The sequence below is a fragment of the Pseudomonas simiae genome, from assembly GCF_900111895.1.
GTDB classification, from domain to species: domain Bacteria; phylum Pseudomonadota; class Gammaproteobacteria; order Pseudomonadales; family Pseudomonadaceae; genus Aquipseudomonas; species Aquipseudomonas simiae.
The window spans coordinates 843,457-859,936 of record NZ_FOKB01000001.1; the positions used below are offsets into that span (position 1 = coordinate 843,457).

Here is a 16,480-nt window from a genome sequence, read left to right on the forward strand (position 1 = left end):
AGAAGAGAGCCACGTGAAGCCGATCCCCAACATCAACATCGGACAGGTCTACGACCAGCGTTACAGCGATGCCGAGGTGCATTACGACAAGCTCGGCAACCTGGCGGGCTTTTTCGGGCGCAACATGCCGGTGCATCGGCATGACCGGTTTTTCCAGGTGCATTACGTGAAAAGCGGCGCGGTGCGGGTGTACCTGGACGACCGCCAGTACGTGGAGTCCGGGCCGATGTTCTTCCTGACGCCGCCCACGGTGCCCCACGCTTTTGTCACTGAGGCGGATGCCGACGGGCATGTGCTGACGGTGCGCCAGCAGTTGGTGTGGGGATTGATCGATGCCGACCCCAGCCTGGCCTCCGGCGCCGCCTGTGTGGCGCTGACGGCGGGTGACCAGGGGCTGGATCGGTTGTTCGAAGAGTTGAACGAAGAGATCAACGGCGCGAGGGCAGGGCGTGCCGCCGCGCTGGACAGCCTCACGCGGCTGATCATGATTCGCCTGCTGCGCCTGTGCGTTCACTCACTGCCCGCGCAGCCGACCCGCCATGAAGACCTGCGCATCTTCCATCGCTTCAACGAACTGATCGAGGCCCACTACCTGGAACACTGGCCGCTGGCACGCTATGCCGAAGGAATTGGCGTGACCGAGGCACGCCTGAATGATGTGTGCCGGCGCCTGGCCGACCTGCCCTCCAAGCGCCTGATCCTGGAAAGGCTGATGCAGGAAGCCAAGCGCCTGCTGTTGTTCACCGGTAGCTCCGCCAACGAAATCTGCTATCAGCTGGGCTTCAAGGATCCGGCGTACTTCAGCCGGTTTTTCCTTCGGTATGCGCAGGTGACGCCGGGGGAGTATCGGCTGCGGCAGTCGGGCTTGCGCTGACTTGCAACGCGCCGCCCAACTCAACGGCGCCGCTGAATCTGACGGTTTAAGTGCGGTCCCTGTGGGAGCACCCTTAAACCATTCTTTAGATGCTTTTCTTTTAAGGGGGCAAAGAACTAATTATAAAAAACTGTCATTTATAACAGTCGCTGCGCAGTTGATTTCGGCTTAAGTTTGGATGGGCGAATCACTGTGCGAGTGTTGAAATGATCGAGTTAAAGGATAGTGTGAAAACGTACAAGCCTTATACGTTAGAGTATCCGTCCTGGTTGTTTGGGACCGGCTTTAGCAAAGGTATTTACCATGATCGCCAGTCGCTGGGCATTGCGTTGCCTGCCGGTGCCAGCTTTTCAATTCGTCGATCGAGTCCAATGGACACCGTGTTAGAGTTGGATATGCTGAATGATAGCGGATCGACGGAAACCTACGTTAGGATCACTGGAGAGTGGACGACACTTACTGTGACTAGCGCATCGGTCCCCTTTATTCGTACACCCTATATTCCCATCGATGTGCAAATTGAATATTCGGCGGTGGGTGAGCATGTATTGCCGACCTATCGCGCGGGTGATGATGCTGACTTGTTTTTTCGGCAATGGGATGAAACTGACTCGGCGTTTACACTTGTTCAAACAACGTATGCAAATTTGCTGGTGCCGGCAGTTGATAAGTCAAGGCTCAAGGAGCTGCATCAGGCGGAAGGTCTGGGCGCCCTTGAAGCCTATTATGTGAATGTGTTTGAATATTTTAATCGGTTGGCGGGTATTTCGCTTGATGCAACAGTGCCTACGGATAAAAATATTCTCAATCGTTATTTTATCAAGGCTGATAAGGACGGAGGAGGGTCAGCGTATTATGGTCAGTATTGGACCGCCCAAGTGGCAGCAACTATCGCGCCTTGTTGGCTGGATACCCGCCCCGATAATTGGTGTGCGCTGCATGAGATCGCTCACGGTTATCAAACGTTAGCGATGTATAATAGTTCGATACCGACCGGTGAGGTTTGGAATAATATATACGCAACGTACTATCAGCATAAGATGATGGGCGACAGTGTGTATGAGCGTGGTTGGATGTATGGGGGAAATGCTCAGGCTACCTTTGATGCCGTGCGTAGTCGTATTGATAGTGACGTCCCCCTTTCGATGTGGCCCCTGAGTGAGTTGCTTTTCATATTTATGCTTGTCATTGATAAAGTCGGTGAGCCTGCATTTACCGAGTTTAATCAGTATTATCGACGACTCGCCAACGCTGAAGGGTTTAATTACCTCACCTTTCCTTTGGAAGATATCTTCGTCACACGCTGGGCTGAACGAACCAACCTGGATGTCGGCCCGTTCATGACGCAAGTGGGGGCCAACGTCACGAATGCGGTTAGCTTCAACACTGCCTATGCCAATTATCAACCCTGTTGCCCCTTGTACAGGGTTGTTCCTCCCGAACAGCTGGCCTCCATTCAACGACGCCTGAAGTTAAAGACGCCACTGTCTCTTGTTGATTGCAAATCCCTCCTGGAGACCGACCTCAAGGGCGACGTGACACTGAGAATGACAGAGCGAGCCTATTTCGAAAATAAAGGCAAATCCCTTGTCATTCGGACGGGTAGCAATATATCAAGGGTCGTTAAGGTGATTTCACCAACGTTAGAAGTAAAGGGGCTGCCAATCGGTGTTTATACCTTGCAGCCCCCGGCGATGACCAGTGGGAATCTCATCAAAAATTACACGTACGTGGAAGTGGCCGCCAATATGAACAATCTCGTTGAGTTAGATAGCGTGCTGGCGAAGGGGACTTCATTGGCTTCCCAAACAATTGACTTTTTGGGACTTGGCGATGGGAAAATTGCAACGTTATGTATTGATATGGAATCGTGCAGGGCTTCGTTCAGTGTTGTCAGTACCACGCCACACTCTTACTTTGGTTCTGCGACGTATGCAAGTGTTCTTGTTAGGGATTTGAATGGCTTTATGTTGTGCGATGTGGTACTTCCGGGCGTGGGTGCGCTCGTGGGCGTGTATGAGTTTCCGATAGCCCCGGGTTGTACTGTCAACGTTCACCACCAGGAACCTGTTCGGCTGAGAGAAGTTCCGAGGTTGCAGCCATTTATTGACCTCAAGGCAATAGATAATTTTTTAGAAGTTACAACGCAGGGTTTTAAAAATATCAAGATGGGCAGCTGGCCCGCGGATAACCTCAAGACCAGAATTGCAGCCGCGGCCGATGAAATCAGAAAAACACCGCATGTATTGCTCCATGCTGGATCAGCACCTGTGATGGATGTCTTCGCAGCGATCCATACGTTCGACGGCGCCGAAAAAGACACGCTTATCGGCCTGTATAAGGACTTGATCATTTCTTACGCGGACACGGGGGGACCAGTCGTTTCGGGTAACTATTTTACCTGGAGTCAGCCTGGACTTGAAAATAGGTCGGTCGCGGAAATCAATATTAATACAGCGACTCAGCAAGTGGCTATCCAAGTGCACCCCGGTGCGCCGCACTATTATTTTTCAACGATCTATATTGCCGTATGGGTGAGGACTGCGACAGGTGAAGTTCTGTTCTCTCAGGAACTACGAGGTACTGCGCCTGCTGAGGCCAGTTATGTAAGTCTGCCGTTTGTCAAAGGGTCTACGGTCAGCGTTCTGCACGTGGAGTCGGTACGCTCTGAATTGGTGAATACCGATACTCAAGCGCGATATCCGGTGAAACAGATACAGGTTGTTCGAGCGCTCGGCGACGGGAAGTTACAGGTCTGATCGCCCTCGATGGATTACGTCTTGCTGGACGACGTTGCTCACCCCAGCGCTTGTCCGACCTGTAACGGGTGACCAACCGCGCGATTGTGTTGCAGGAGGACGAGTGACCAGCGACCTGAGTTCCTGACACTTGCTGAGTACGGCGTACCTTGTTTGAGGATGTGGTCGAGCATCCGACGGTGCAGGCGCTGGTGGCAGGTTTGCGAGTGGACACGGCCGAGGCCGGTATGTCGCGCATGAACGGGTTCAATCCTGGTTTCGACTACGGATTCAACCTGACCTACGGAAAAGGCTACACGGATGCCGATCCTTTGTTTGAAAGGCTCCACGGTCTTATTGATGCGGGGACCCGCGAGAAGATCGACCTGTCGGGCCGATGAAACCTCTGTCTATCGAAGCGTTGGCACAAACGCCACGCTTCCATCCTCACGCTTATGAAACCACCGCTCGTCATTATCTGGTTGGGTGGTTATCACCCCATGATCTTCGCCTAAGTACGCCAGAGGCTCCCCCACATGTGGTACTGCTGCCACGGCGCGCGTTTGGCCGCTTCTGTTCGCACATCCTCGGCGAGCGCAGTTACTACGCGGGTAAGCAGCCAGTATTAGCGTCGCGCAGATAGCAAACCCTTAGAGACAAGCAGCGCCACTTGTCGGATTTATTCTGCACACCTGTCGAGAAAAGTTCTGTTTTGCAAAAAAAATCGATATTGGTGTTGGCTGTTGCTTTTGGTTAGACGATTTGCAACGTATTAATTTTATTTAGATTGATTTTTTAATGCGTGGGTGGCGACGGTTTTTATATTTTTGGCAATTGTTTGGATTCCGAAATTCATGAATGAATTTTCCTAAAATTATAAGTTATATGTCCTACATAAATTTTTTATTGTTGTTGCGAGATTCTCCAGTCGGACTAGATTTGATTTTGTTGCTTGTTGATGAGCGACCTAAAGTCAATAGCTTCACAAAGCTGGAGATCCGACATGAACAATGAAGCGTTTGGGGAGTTTGTTTTTAGCTTTGAAAGTGAGGAAGGGTTCAACCCGTACGCGGGTAACGCCGGAGCCTCGGGAAGTCAAGGTGGGTGCGGGGGTAGCGGAGGATGTGGTGGAGGCGGCGGGTGTAATGGGGGGAGCGGGGGGTGCCATAACTCGATAATAGAGCCCCCACCGGCGGATGAGTAGATTCAGTATTCACTCACCTAATGAGGTTTTCTGGTTTTCCAGAAAACCTCTACAGGAGATCGTGCAATGAATATCATCATACCCAATTACGAAATCCTGAACTTTGAAACCGAAAGTCTTCTGGTTTCCGATATTGGGATTTCAAAAATCCATTCTCAGCCATTGTTAAAGGCGCTTCGGAAACTAAAGCTTTCGAAGGTGATGACGAAGGTCGAGTTGGATGAGGTGTTGGCAGAAAGTGGGTTGAATCAAAGTGATGCCTTTGCATTTTTAGAGAGAGTAATCCCGCTGAGGTCGGTTGAGGAAATATATTTTGAGAAAACTATTGTTATCCATGATTGGGGAGGTCAGGTTGATATAGAAAGTCTATTCAGGGGCGAGCTGTCCACGTCTTTGGAGTTTAGATCATTCTCAAGTGAATCGGTTGAAGCGGTCCGGAATTTAAGGTGTTTTATTGTACTGTTGTGCTATGTGTATGATTATGATCGTGTTAAGAGCTTGTATTTCGATCTCGTACGTGCGTCTCCTAAAAGTGCCATTAGCGTTTGTTGGCAAATGGGTAGTGTTTTTTGCATCGGGCAGCCTTATATCCCGGAGATAGGGAATCCGTGTCATTTTTGTAGCGTTGACAGGTTTATTCCCAATCAGTTGGTGAAGACTTCAAGGAACGACTGGGCAAGTATTTTGGCGTTTTGTAAAAACAAGCATGTAGGTGTGCCAACCAAGGCGCTCAGTCTTTATCAGGAGATGATTGTTGTCGGTGCGGTTATAAAAAAGATTAAATTCTTCACCGAGTATAACGATGGGCATAAGTATCAGGATGACGTTCTGCATAGCTCACATCTTCGGCTAATGGATGGTCACATTTCAGAAGAGCCTAATTCGCACTGGTATATGTGTGATTGTTTGAGGGCGCGTGAATGAAAAATATTCCGCACGATTACTATCTAAGGTTTATAGAGTCCTCGGTTTACGGTGAGGTGCTTGAGTTTCATAATAAGGGTAATTTTGTATTTCATGGGGCGATCAAAGGCCGCACGAGCCTCCATCGATTAAATGAAAAAAACCTTGAACAACTGACAGGGAATGAATTGGCCCTTTATCCCGATATGGATCTTACGCTGACGATAAACGTCTCCCAAGAGGAAAGAGAAAAAACGCTGTACAGAAATGAGTCATGTGAGCACTTTTCGCCTCACTTGTTAGCGTTCTCGGATGTAGAGATGCTTATGTGGCCATTATTATCAAGGAGTATTGAATCCTGCAAAAGAGGGTATCCGAGCGGTGGCGCACTGTACCCTGCCGAAGTTTTCCTCTGCTCAATGACTGAGGACAACCCCACCTGGCCCTGTCCCGGGAAAGTACTCCATTTGCTTCCGAGATCCCGAAAATTTGAGGTGATGCAGATTCAGGTTGATGTAGAGGAACTCAAGGCGGCACTGCTGTTTTCGTCTAATAGTATTGGGACGCCCAGTCTGGCGATAGTCTACGCGGTCTATATGCCTAAAAATCTCTTCAAGTATCGGTATCGTGGGTATCGAATGGCTCTGATGGAGATTGGCTCAATTTACATGCTTGTCGAGCTGCAAGCCAAGTCCTTGGGACTGTCATCTCGGCTATGGTCTGCGTATACGGACCTCATGCTGTGTAAAGTCCTGGGAATTAACCCGGCTCTGTTTTTACCAATGTGTGTTCATTTTATAGGTAAGCGGCATGAAGCTTATTAATGAAATGCATAAGCCGGATCTCCCCGGAGTACTTCTTTTTCAGCCTGCGGGGATGCTCGGCCTGCCAAGCGCCGTAGAAATATCAGATTTCCTCTCGGTGAATGGATCTGGTGTAGGAGGAGGTTCAAACTCGATCAAAACTGCTATAGGTGAGTATTTCGAACGCCGACATTTTTATAGGGAGGTTTTTTCAAAAAAACGCGGGTTTCTTAGTGAGACTCTGTCAGAAAGTGAAGCTCTCGGTTTCGCGGAGGCGTTCGTTCAGACGTCGAATAAGAAAGTCTCTCTTGCAGATATCGGTGGATATAAGTTTGCTTTAAGCCAGGTGGTCAGGGCTTCTGACTTCTCTACGTGTTTTATCCCGACTGCCTGTATTTCGCTCTCGTCCTATAATCTCGGTGATGATAGCGTGCTCTACCCTCTTCGGGATACATGTGGGTGCAGCTTCCATTGGTGCGCAGATATAGCTTTCTTAGGAGCGATAAAAGAATATCTTGAACGCCAGTTTCTTGTCAGGTTCTGGTTAACGAAGACGTGTCGTTCGCGGATTTCTTCTAAACAAGTGGTGCAGTTATTGGTGAGGCGGGACGTTCTACACCTATACAATGCGCTATCCATGTCGGGGGAGATAACCTTTTTAGATATATCTGATACTAGATTTCCGGGGTTTTGCATATTGGTTGTATATGGGCAAGAGAAAGACGGTCGGCACGTAAAATATTGTGCTGGGATGGCTTATTCGTCGGATATGTCTATTGCGTTGGAAAAATCTTTGCTTGAGTTGTGGCAGACTTTTCGCTTCATGAATGTGTTCAGGGCTACTGGTTCTGAAGAATCAAAGCTTGAAGATTCATATATACGTTATTTTTTAAGTTGCAATGCTTATGAGACCTATCAAGATGTTGTTGATGTGCTGGAGTGTGGAGGGCGTAGGTCTCTGCAGGATTTTACAGTGCCTGATTTTTTGTCAGTGCTAAAGCAATTGGGTATCTCTGGCTATTTCTACTCAAAAATTGAGGAGGTTAATGGCGTGGTGGGGGTTTTCGTCAAATTCGTCTCCCCTGATTTGTTTCTTCACATGAATAACTCGAAGAATTTCAATTTGATAAATCAGTATTCCAGAGCGTTTGAGTTATCGATACTCGGCTCCAGATTAGCAGTGATGGTCCCGTTTCCGTGAGGTGAGTGATGGTTTTTTATTGTGTGTCGAGACCGGTCTCGTTAGCGGCGTTATTTATAAAAGAACAGCTCAGAGAGCCTGTTGCATTGTTTTGGACGGTGATATCTCCAGTGGTGACCTACTATTTGATTACCTACGTGCGTGCGCCACTGAATAGTTCGGCTGTGGATTATCTCTCCAGTACTTCGTGGTTCTATGCTTTTGTGTCATCGAACGTGGCATTGTTTGGGCTGGCGTTTTATATGGTCGGTCGGAGGGAAAGTGGTTTTCTTCGGTCTTTTGTTTATACGGGGCGTACTAAGGTTGTCTTTTTGGTTGGGCAGTTTTTCGCATATACAGTTGTGTCGATATTGTATGGCTCTGTGTTTTATTTACTTACCCGTATTTTTTCAGGGCGTGTGGATGTTGCCGAGTATCTCGTGATTATTGGACGGTTTTACGTTTGTTTTCTTGTTTTTTCTATTCCCTCGCTGTTGCTGACACTGGTCCCGTTAGGTTTTCAAAATACGAGTACACTTTTTTCTATTGTGTCCCTCACGATGTTAGCACTTGGAATTCTGAGTGTGGGTCCAGTAAGTCCGGCATTAGGGGTTATCAGTTTTTTTAATCCGATGTGGTGGGCGAATAGGATTATGTTGGACGGAGTGATGGAATGTGGGATGGTTGTCTTGGTGGTTATTATTTCACTTCCGTTTTTGTTTTTAGTGATGTGCCGGTTTTTACTGATTAACCCTGTTTGGAGCCGTTACTGATGGCGGGACTTCTTGTAGATTCTCTTGATGTCAGATATGGAACTCATATCGTGTTTCATAAGGCTTCTCTGACAGTCGAGGCCGGCTCCATATCAGGCCTTCTCGGTCCAAATGGCTCCGGCAAAACCACCTTCTTTGATGTGCTGTGCGGCCTGAAGAAAATGGATGGCGGCGCGATAAACAACGCCTTCTCAAAGCTGCTCTACCTGTCGCAGATCATCAGCACACCCCCTGTATTTCGCATGTTCGACATCTTCAAAATGACCATGCTGTTTTGCTCTGACACCAAGGTCACCCAACAACATGCGCTTGATAAAATCGAAAAATGGAGCCCAGGCATCGCAGAGCGTTACGGCGAGATCTGGAACAAAAAATCTGCACTCTGCAGCTACGGGGAAAAACGCTGGTTTTTTACGTTGTCCCTGCTCTGCGCCAGCCCGGACCTTGTGATATTGGATGAACCCACTGCGGGTGTGGATCCAGAGTTCCGTTATCACATCTGGCGTTGTCTGGAGGGGGCCGCGGCAGGAGGTGTCGCGGTGTTGGTTTCATCACACAATGTCGATGAGATCGTTGCGCATTGCGATGATTTCTACATGTTGAGTCAAAGACAATTCAACCGTTTCACTGATGCGCAAGGCTTCATGGATGCATACAGCGCTAATAGCTTGGATGAGGCATTTATTCACGCCGCCAGCCTGCCAAAAGGATAAGACCGCCTCATATTTGGGCTGCGGAATGGACACCACGCTCCCACAGCGCGCTTTAGGGCGCCGCGGTTCGAACGTCTTCGGCAAAGCGCGGCACACCGCCATTTCCGTTGCTCCACGGGTAAACCACGCCCAGTATCAGCAGCATCAGCACAGCAGCTGTTCGTTGATCAGATAGATCCGCCACACGCTCAGCCAGGCGCCGATCCCGTACGGAAGACGCAGTGACCAGGACCGAGGCCACCCAGCAAGTGGGCATTGGCAATGATCAACCAGTTGCAGGACAGCGCGCCGCGTTCGGTCTTCCAGAACGTAGCCATCAAGGCGATTGCGGATAGATGATCAGTTCAAGGGAGCCTTTGTAGTAGCGTTTGCCTCCTGGCGGTAGTTGCCCGGCTTCGCGCATTTCACGGGTGCTGTTGACGCGCATCAGTACGCCGACCGAGCCGATAAGGCGCTTCTCCTTGAGCCAGGCCTGCACGTCTTCCAACCCCACTTTGCGATGTACTGACCCCGCGTATTGCAAGCCATAACGCAACTCGCCCTCGGTGTCATACAACGCGACTTCCGGGCGTTTCAGGCGCCAGGCCAGGGCGCTGGCATTCCCCAGTTCGTTGCTCAGCAGGGCTTGGGTCTGTTGCAGTTCTTCCAGGTGTTCGAGCACAAACTGGTCGGGCATTTCGTTGTCTGCGATCCACTCCGGCATGCTCGCCGGCAGCAGGATAACCAGCACGCCAATGCCCAAGGTCGGCATCGCCCACAGCGTCAGCGGGCGGAAGGCTTGCAGCAGGTTAGTGAGGATCCACACCAACAACACGATAAACGCCAGGGACAGGCTGAACATCTCCGCGTGGCTGTTGCTGTACAGCGGCCGGGCGATTTGCAGGTAGATCAGCGCGATCATGGCGGCCATGCCGATCAGGAAATTGAGCAGGCCATTGAGGCAAAGGGTGCGGGCGCGGCCGTTGTTGATCAGGTTGACCAGCGTATGCCCCATCAACAAGGCCAGGGGCAGCAGGCACGGCATGATGTAGGTCGGCAGCTTGCCTTTGCTCAAGCTGAAGAAACCCAGCGGCAACAGCAGCCACAAGGCGAGGAAGGCGATCGCCGGTTGGCGCTTTTCCTGCCAGGCCTTGCGCAGGGTGGTCGGCAGCAACCCTGCCCAGGGCAGGCAAGCCACTGCGATGATCGGCAGGAAGAACCACCATGGCCGCACGTGTTGCGCGTTGTCGGCGCTGAAGCGGCGGATGTGTTCATTCCAGAAAAAGAACCGCCAGAAGTCCGGTTCCTGCAGATGGACCGCCAGTGCCCAAGGCAGGCACACCAGCAAGCACACCAGCATGGCCAGTGGGCCATAGCACAGCAGTTCGCCCAGGCGGCGTTGCCAGAGCATGTAAGGCACTGCAATCAGCACCGGCAACGCCAAGGCCAGGAAACCCTTGGTCAGGAAACCCAGGGCGCAGGCCAGGCCCACGACGGCCCAGGCCCAAAGACGGCCGCGCAATGTGCTGCTGTCGAACGCAAACCACAGGGCTACCAGGCTCAGATTGACCCACAGGGTGAATTGCGGATCCAGGTTGGAATAACCCGCTTGCCCGGCCACCAGGCCGAAGCTCAGGTAGAGCAGCGCGCAGGCGAAGCTTTTGCGAGGGTCTTTCCACAGGCGACGGGCGATCAGATAGGCGAGCAGCACGCTCAATCCGGTGGTAAGGGCCGAGGCGATGCGCACACCAAACAGGTTCTGGCCGAACACCGCCTGGCCCAGGGCGATCAACCAGTAGCCGCCGGCAGGCTTTTCGAAATAGCGGATGCCCATGAAATGCGGCGCTATCCAGTTGCCGCTCTGGAGCATTTCCTGGCTGATCTGGGCGTAGCGGGTTTCGTCCGGGGTCCACAAGCCGTGCAGGCCCAGGGGAAGCAGGTAAAAGGCGACAAAGGCCAGTAATAATATCGGCAGGGGTTTTAATCGAGTCATGCAAACGTCGCTCCCTGACGTTTAGTTGCGGGGCTTTCAAGTAATGAAGTAGAAGAAAAAATCACAGCGCTCACTGAATTACGGGAAATAGTCATGATGTCCTTAGTTAAAAGGCGCAACTAAACATGCCAGAGCAGGGCTGTCTTTTTGCTGAACAAACAGACAGGAAAGTGTCTAGAGTTGTTTTAAGGCGGCGGGCCAGTCCTGGCTGTTGACGATGCCCAGCGTGTTGAATTTTCCGTTGGGCAATACCTGCACGAACAAGGCGCTGCCGTATTTGGGGAACGCGGCACGGGGAAAACCCAGGGTGCTTTCGAAGTCGGCGATGCAACCGCTGTGGGTGACGAAGACCAGGTTGCGTCCGGGGGTTTTGTGACTGAGCAATTCTTCGCCCATGGCCGCGCCGCAGACGGCTTGCTGGCCGGAGGTCAGTTCATTTTTGCCGAACATGAAGCGTAAGGTCTGGGCGGTGCGGATGGTTGGACTGGCCAGCACGTCGCTGCCCTCCATACCCAATGTTTTAAAGGCTTTTCCCAGGGCTTCGGCGTTCTGGCTGCCGTTGATCGTCAGGCCTTCCACGGGCCCCAGGCAAGGGTTGGTCGAACGGTCGCAACGTTCTTCGTGGCGCACCAGCACGATCAGGTCGCCGTCGCGCCACAGGGGCAGCATGTGGGAGGTCAATAGGCGATTGCCGATGCCCAGGTCCTTTGGCGATGCGTTCCACAGCAGGCTGGCGGCGAACAGCAAACCCACCACGAAGAGCCCCAGCCACAGGCGTCGCAGGCGCTTGATAAAGACCCATCGCGAGCGCGGTTTGGTCAGGGTAAAGTCAACCACTTCAGTCACCATGGGCAGTGTTGGCAAAGTTGTATTAGTTAGGTGCAACGTGTTGGCGTATGCCCACAGTGAAGCCAGAGGCTGTCACACGGAGGCTGTCTTTTGGCTGAACATGCTGCGGTTAAAAAGTTGTCAGGCGGGGCAACTAACAAGTTGCCGGCGAACGACCCATGGCCGGTAATCTAAAGTGTGCTGGGTGGTTAGCCGGTGAAATCCATGTGAAAAATTTGCATGGCCTGGATCGGCAGCCGTTATTCTCGATTGCCCCCCTATCAAACGAGTGTCGTCATGCTGCAGGTGCAAGGTGTGTTCAAAAGCTATGCCACCCCCCAGGGACCTCTGGCGGTGTTGGCCGGTGTGGATCTGCATTTGGCCGAGCGCAGCAGCCTGGCATTGATGGGCGAGTCGGGCAGCGGCAAGAGCACCTTGCTGCATTTGGTGGCCGGGCTGGACCGCGTGGACGGTGGCAGCATCCAGGTCGGCGAGCAGCGCCTCGATCAGCTCAGCGAAGCACAGCTGGCCCACTGGCGGCGCACGGACATCGGGCTGGTGTTTCAGCAGTTCAACCTGATCGGCAGTCTGCGGGTGGATGACAACCTGGCGTTTCAGGCGCGATTAGCGGGGCGGTTTGACCCGCAGTGGCAGGCCCAGTTGGTGGAGCGCCTGGGCCTGGGTGATCTGCTCAAGCGCTATCCGGAACAGCTTTCCGGCGGCCAGCAGCAACGGGTCGCGGTGGGGCGGGCATTGGCGTCACGGCCGGGTCTGTTATTGGCCGACGAACCCACCGGCAACCTGGACGAAGCCACCAGCGACGAAGTGCTGCAACTGCTGCTGGACTTGCTGCGTGACAGCCCCACCAGCCTGCTGATGGTCACTCACAGCCCGCGCATCGCCGCCCGGCTGGACCAGCAGGTGGTGCTGCACCGCGGTCGTGTCGTGCCCGCGGGCGTCGCCTGACATGGCGGTCTTTCATTGGACCCTGCGCGCGTTGCTCAGCCACTGGCGGCGGCATCCTGTGCAGTTTTTCAGCGTGCTCACCGGCTTATGGCTGGCCACCGCGTTACTGGTCGGCGTGCAAGCCCTCAACAGCCAGGCGCGTGATAGCTATGCCCGCGCCAGCCAATTGATCGGCGGCGAACCCCAAGCCAGCCTCGGTACGCCGGACGGCGCCAGTTTCGCCCAAGAGGTCTTTGCCCAATTGCGCCGTGCCGGATGGCCGGTGTCGCCGGTGGTACAGGGGCGGGTGCAGCTCGAGGGACAGCCAGACGTGCGCCTGCAACTGATGGGCATTGACCCGGTGTCGTTGCCCGGCAGCGGTGCGGTGGCGGGGCAGCGTTTGAGTCAGGCGCAGATGCTGGCGTTTTTCGATCCGCCGGGGCGTACCTGGATTGCACCGCAGACCTTGCAGGCCTTGGGGCTGCATGAAGGTCAACAGCCAACCACCCTGAGCGGACACACCCTGCCGCCGCTGCAAATCCAAGCGGATATGGCTCCCGGTCTATTGCTCACCGATATCGGGTTTGCCCAACCGGTGCTGGAGATGCCGGGTCGCCTATCGCGCCTGCTGGTGGACAAGGCATTCGCTGCCGGCCAGCCCACGGCGCCCGCCGGGCTGCAACTCAAGCAGGGCGAGGATAATAACCTCGCACGCCTCACCGAGAGCTTTCACCTGAACCTCGACGCACTGGGCTTTTTGTCCTTCGTAGTGGGGCTATTTATCGTGCATGCCGCCATCGGCCTGGCACTGGAGCAACGGCGCGGACTGCTGCGCACCCTGCGGGCCTGTGGCGTCAGTGTGCGGATGTTGATTGCCAGCCTCAGCGTGGAACTGGGCGCGCTCTCATTGCTGGGCGGTGTGTTAGGCGTGGCCAGCGGCTACCTGTTGGCCAGCCTGTTGTTGCCGGATGTGGCCGCCAGCCTGCGCGGGTTGTATGGCGCTGAGGTACCGGGGCAGTTGAACCTCAGCCCCTGGTGGTGGGGCGCGGGGTTGGGTTTGAGCCTGCTCGGTGCCTTGCTTGCCGGCGCCAGTAGCCTGTGGCGGGCGGCGCGTTTGCCCTTGCTGGCGCTGGCCAATGCACAGGCCTGGCATGAAGCCCATGGACGCTGGTTGCGTCGCCAAGGCTGGGTGGCCAGTGCGGCGCTGTTGATTGCGGTGCTGGCGCTGTGGTTGGGCAACAGCCTGGCTGCTGGTTTTGTGTTGATGGCGGCGTTGCTGCTCGGCGCCGCCCTGGGGTTGCCGGTGGTGCTCAATGGCCTGCTCAAGGCCGTGTTGGGGCGCAGCCGTTCGGTGCTCGGCCAATGGTTTCTGGCTGATTGCCGCCAACAATTGCCGGCATTGAGCCTGGCGTTAATGGCACTGTTGCTGGCCCTGGCTGCGAACATCGGGGCGGGTTCGATGACCTCGGGGTTTCGTTACACCTTCAACAATTGGCTGGAGCAACGCCTGACCGCCGAGCTGTACCTCAACCCACAAACCCCGGCTCAGGCACAGCAACTCAGCACCTGGCTGGCGCAGCAACCGTTGGTGCAAACCGTGCTGCCCACTTGGCAGGTCGCCGTGCAACTGCAAGGTTGGCCGGCGGACCTGTTTGGCGTGGTCGACGACCCGACCTATCGCCAGCATTGGCCCCTGCTGGAAGCGGCCAATAAACCGTGGGACCAGTTGCAGCAAGGCGACACCCTGATGCTCAGCGAGCAACTGGCGCGCCGGCTCAACGTGAGGCTGGGCGATAGCGTAAACATTGCCACGCCCCAAGGCGTGTGGGCGCCGAAGGTGGTGGGGGTCTACGCCGACTACGGCAACCCCAAGGGGCATATGTTGGTCAATTCCACGCACCTGTTGACCCACTGGCCGACGCTGTCGCCGGCGCGTTTCAACCTGCGGGTTGCGCCGGAAAATGTGGCGCCACTGGTGCGCGAGGTGCAACGCGCCTTTGCCCTGGATGACAGCCGTATCATTGATCAGCAACAACTCAAAGGCTGGTCGAGCCAGGTGTTCGAACGCACCTTCGCCGCCACTGCCGCATTGAACAGCCTGACGCTGGGCGTGGCCGGTGTGGCGCTGTTCATCAGCCTGTTGACCCAGAGCCAGAGCCGCCTCGGTCAACTCGCGCCGCTGTGGGCGTTGGGTGTCACGCGACGGCAATTGATGCTGCTCAACCTTGGCCAGACCTGGCTGTTGGCTGTGCTCACGCTGATCCTGGCGTTGCCCCTGGGCCTGCTGCTGGCCTGGTGCCTGGATGCGGTAATCAATGTGCAGGCGTTTGGCTGGCGTCTGCCGTTGCAGGTGTTCCCGTGGCAATTGGCGCAATTGCTCGGGCTGGCAATGCTCGCCACGTTGCTGGCTTCGGCTTGGCCGCTGTGGCAGTTGTACCGCAGCCGTCCGGCAGACTTGTTGAGGACGTTTGCCCATGAAGATTAAGTGCCTGCTGTGGACGTTCCTGTTACTGGCCGCTTGCGACAAAGTGCCCGCGCCACAGGAGAGCTTCGCCGGCTTGGGCAGTGATGCGGCCGACTTCGCCCAAGTGGTACCTGGCAAGGTGTTCAGCTTCCCCGAGGATCATGGCCCCCACGCGGGGTTTCGGATCGAGTGGTGGTACGTCACCGCCAATCTCAGGGATGAACAAGGCAACGTATTCGGTGTGCAATGGACGTTGTTCCGCAATGCCCTCAAGGCCGGGCCGACACAGGCTGGCTGGCGCGATTCGACCATTTGGCTTGGCCACGCCGCCGTGACTTCCGCCACCCAACACTATGCCGCTGAGCGCTACGCGCGCGGCGGCGTGGGCCAGGCTGGAGCCCAGGCGAAGCCATTCAACGCCTGGATCGACGACTGGCATTTCGTCACCCGCCCCGGCGCCGCGAGCAGCTTGGCGGACATGCAACTCAAGGCCAGCGGTGCGCAATTCGCCTACGACCTGCATCTGACTTCCAGTCGCCCGTTGGTGTTGCAGGGCGACAATGGCTACAGCCGCAAGTCCGACCAGGGCCAGGCATCGTACTACTACAGCCAGCCGTTCTTCAGTGCCAGCGGCAGCGTCACTCTCGACGGTAAGGTGTATCAAGTCACGGGCCCGGCCTGGCTCGATCGCGAGTGGAGCAGCCAACCGCTGAGCGCCAGCCAGACCGGCTGGGATTGGTTCTCCCTGCACCTGGACCGTGGCGAACAGTTGATGCTGTTCCGAGTGCGACAAACCAACGGCACCGGGTATCTCACGGGCACCTGGATCGACGCGCAAGGCCAGACACAGACGCTGCACAACGCTGATATCCAGCTCGTACCGTTGGAAACCAGCACGATTGACGGCCGCAAGATTCCCACGCGCTGGTCGCTGAAAATTCCCGCAAAGCAGCTGGACATCACCACCCAAGCAGCCAATCCGAATGCCTGGATGAACCTGAGTATTCCGTACTGGGAGGGGCCGGTGCAGTTCGAAGGTGGGGTGGGTTACCTGGAAATGACCGGGTACTAGCGCGGTTTCCG

14 protein-coding genes are annotated in these 16,480 nt (G+C 54.6%); 11 read left to right on the forward strand and 3 right to left on the reverse strand.

The genetic code is table 11. From position 1 onward, the window contains the following. Positions 1-13: 13 nt before the first annotated feature. The 8 genes from hpaA to BMZ57_RS04135 all read left to right on the forward strand — a co-directional run bounded on the left by hpaA (position 14) and on the right by BMZ57_RS04135 (position 9,188). Complete coding sequence (gene hpaA, locus BMZ57_RS04100; protein WP_021491053.1) at positions 14-874, forward strand: 4-hydroxyphenylacetate catabolism regulatory protein HpaA; 861 nt, start codon at positions 14-16, stop codon at positions 872-874. A gap of 206 nt (positions 875-1,080) precedes the next feature. Further along, the gene (locus BMZ57_RS04105) at positions 1,081-3,633 is read left to right on the forward strand and encodes a putative mucin/carbohydrate-binding domain-containing protein (protein ID WP_069672507.1); all 2,553 of its coding nucleotides are present in this window, start codon (positions 1,081-1,083) and stop codon (positions 3,631-3,633) included. 149 nt (positions 3,634-3,782) lie between these two features. Then, positions 3,783-4,013 carry an HD domain-containing protein 2 gene (locus tag BMZ57_RS29645; RefSeq protein ID WP_010209264.1) on the forward strand — a complete coding sequence of 77 codons (231 nt, stop codon included), beginning with the start codon at positions 3,783-3,785 and terminating at the stop codon, positions 4,011-4,013. A gap of 869 nt (positions 4,014-4,882) precedes the next feature. Then, complete coding sequence (locus BMZ57_RS04115) at positions 4,883-5,740, forward strand: McbB family protein (RefSeq protein WP_010209265.1); 858 nt, start codon at positions 4,883-4,885, stop codon at positions 5,738-5,740. Beyond that, positions 5,737-6,543, forward strand: a complete 807-nt coding sequence (locus BMZ57_RS04120; RefSeq protein WP_044287427.1) for a SagB/ThcOx family dehydrogenase — start codon at positions 5,737-5,739, stop codon at positions 6,541-6,543. The genes BMZ57_RS04115 and BMZ57_RS04120 overlap by 4 nt, the downstream gene beginning before the upstream one ends. Next, the gene (locus tag BMZ57_RS04125; RefSeq protein WP_029529098.1) at positions 6,530-7,723 is read left to right on the forward strand and encodes a YcaO-like family protein; all 1,194 of its coding nucleotides are present in this window, start codon (positions 6,530-6,532) and stop codon (positions 7,721-7,723) included. Before BMZ57_RS04120 ends, BMZ57_RS04125 begins: the two co-directional genes overlap by 14 nt. An 8-nt stretch (positions 7,724-7,731) precedes the next feature. Beyond that, positions 7,732-8,475: a hypothetical protein gene (locus tag BMZ57_RS04130; protein WP_010209269.1), complete on the forward strand. Its 744-nt coding sequence runs from the start codon at positions 7,732-7,734 to the stop codon at positions 8,473-8,475. Further along, positions 8,475-9,188 (forward strand): AAA family ATPase, encoded by a 714-nt coding sequence (locus tag BMZ57_RS04135; RefSeq protein WP_010209270.1) that lies wholly within the window; start codon positions 8,475-8,477, stop codon positions 9,186-9,188. The genes BMZ57_RS04130 and BMZ57_RS04135 overlap by 1 nt, the downstream gene beginning before the upstream one ends. Positions 9,189-9,376: 188 nt before the next feature. Here the strand turns inward: BMZ57_RS04135 and BMZ57_RS29970 are convergent, their stop codons facing one another. The 3 genes from BMZ57_RS29970 to pmrG form a co-directional block, all read right to left on the reverse strand. Continuing rightward, positions 9,377-9,505 (reverse strand): hypothetical protein, encoded by a 129-nt coding sequence (locus BMZ57_RS29970; RefSeq protein WP_275671812.1) that lies wholly within the window; start codon positions 9,503-9,505, stop codon positions 9,377-9,379. After that, complete coding sequence (gene arnT / locus BMZ57_RS04145) at positions 9,505-11,160, reverse strand: lipid IV(A) 4-amino-4-deoxy-L-arabinosyltransferase (RefSeq protein WP_044287426.1); 1,656 nt, start codon at positions 11,158-11,160, stop codon at positions 9,505-9,507. Before arnT ends, BMZ57_RS29970 begins: the two co-directional genes overlap by 1 nt. Before the next feature lie 174 nt (positions 11,161-11,334). Continuing rightward, positions 11,335-12,009, reverse strand: coding sequence for a lipopolysaccharide core heptose(II)-phosphate phosphatase PmrG (pmrG, locus tag BMZ57_RS04150; RefSeq protein ID WP_010209274.1), 675 nt, complete (start codon positions 12,007-12,009; stop codon positions 11,335-11,337). A 276-nt stretch (positions 12,010-12,285) separates the two neighbouring features. Between pmrG and BMZ57_RS04155 the strand changes: the two genes are divergently transcribed. Genes BMZ57_RS04155 through BMZ57_RS04165 form a run of 3 tightly spaced genes read left to right on the forward strand, consistent with a single transcriptional unit; the run spans position 12,286 to position 16,469 of the window. Then, positions 12,286-12,954 carry an ABC transporter ATP-binding protein gene (locus tag BMZ57_RS04155; RefSeq protein WP_010209278.1) on the forward strand — a complete coding sequence of 223 codons (669 nt, stop codon included), beginning with the start codon at positions 12,286-12,288 and terminating at the stop codon, positions 12,952-12,954. A 1-nt stretch (position 12,955) separates the two neighbouring features. Then, positions 12,956-15,418: an ABC transporter permease gene (locus BMZ57_RS04160; protein ID WP_044287424.1), complete on the forward strand. Its 2,463-nt coding sequence runs from the start codon at positions 12,956-12,958 to the stop codon at positions 15,416-15,418. Next, complete coding sequence (locus BMZ57_RS04165) at positions 15,408-16,469, forward strand: lipocalin-like domain-containing protein (protein WP_069672508.1); 1,062 nt, start codon at positions 15,408-15,410, stop codon at positions 16,467-16,469. The genes BMZ57_RS04160 and BMZ57_RS04165 overlap by 11 nt, the downstream gene beginning before the upstream one ends. Positions 16,470-16,480 lie beyond the last annotated feature (11 nt).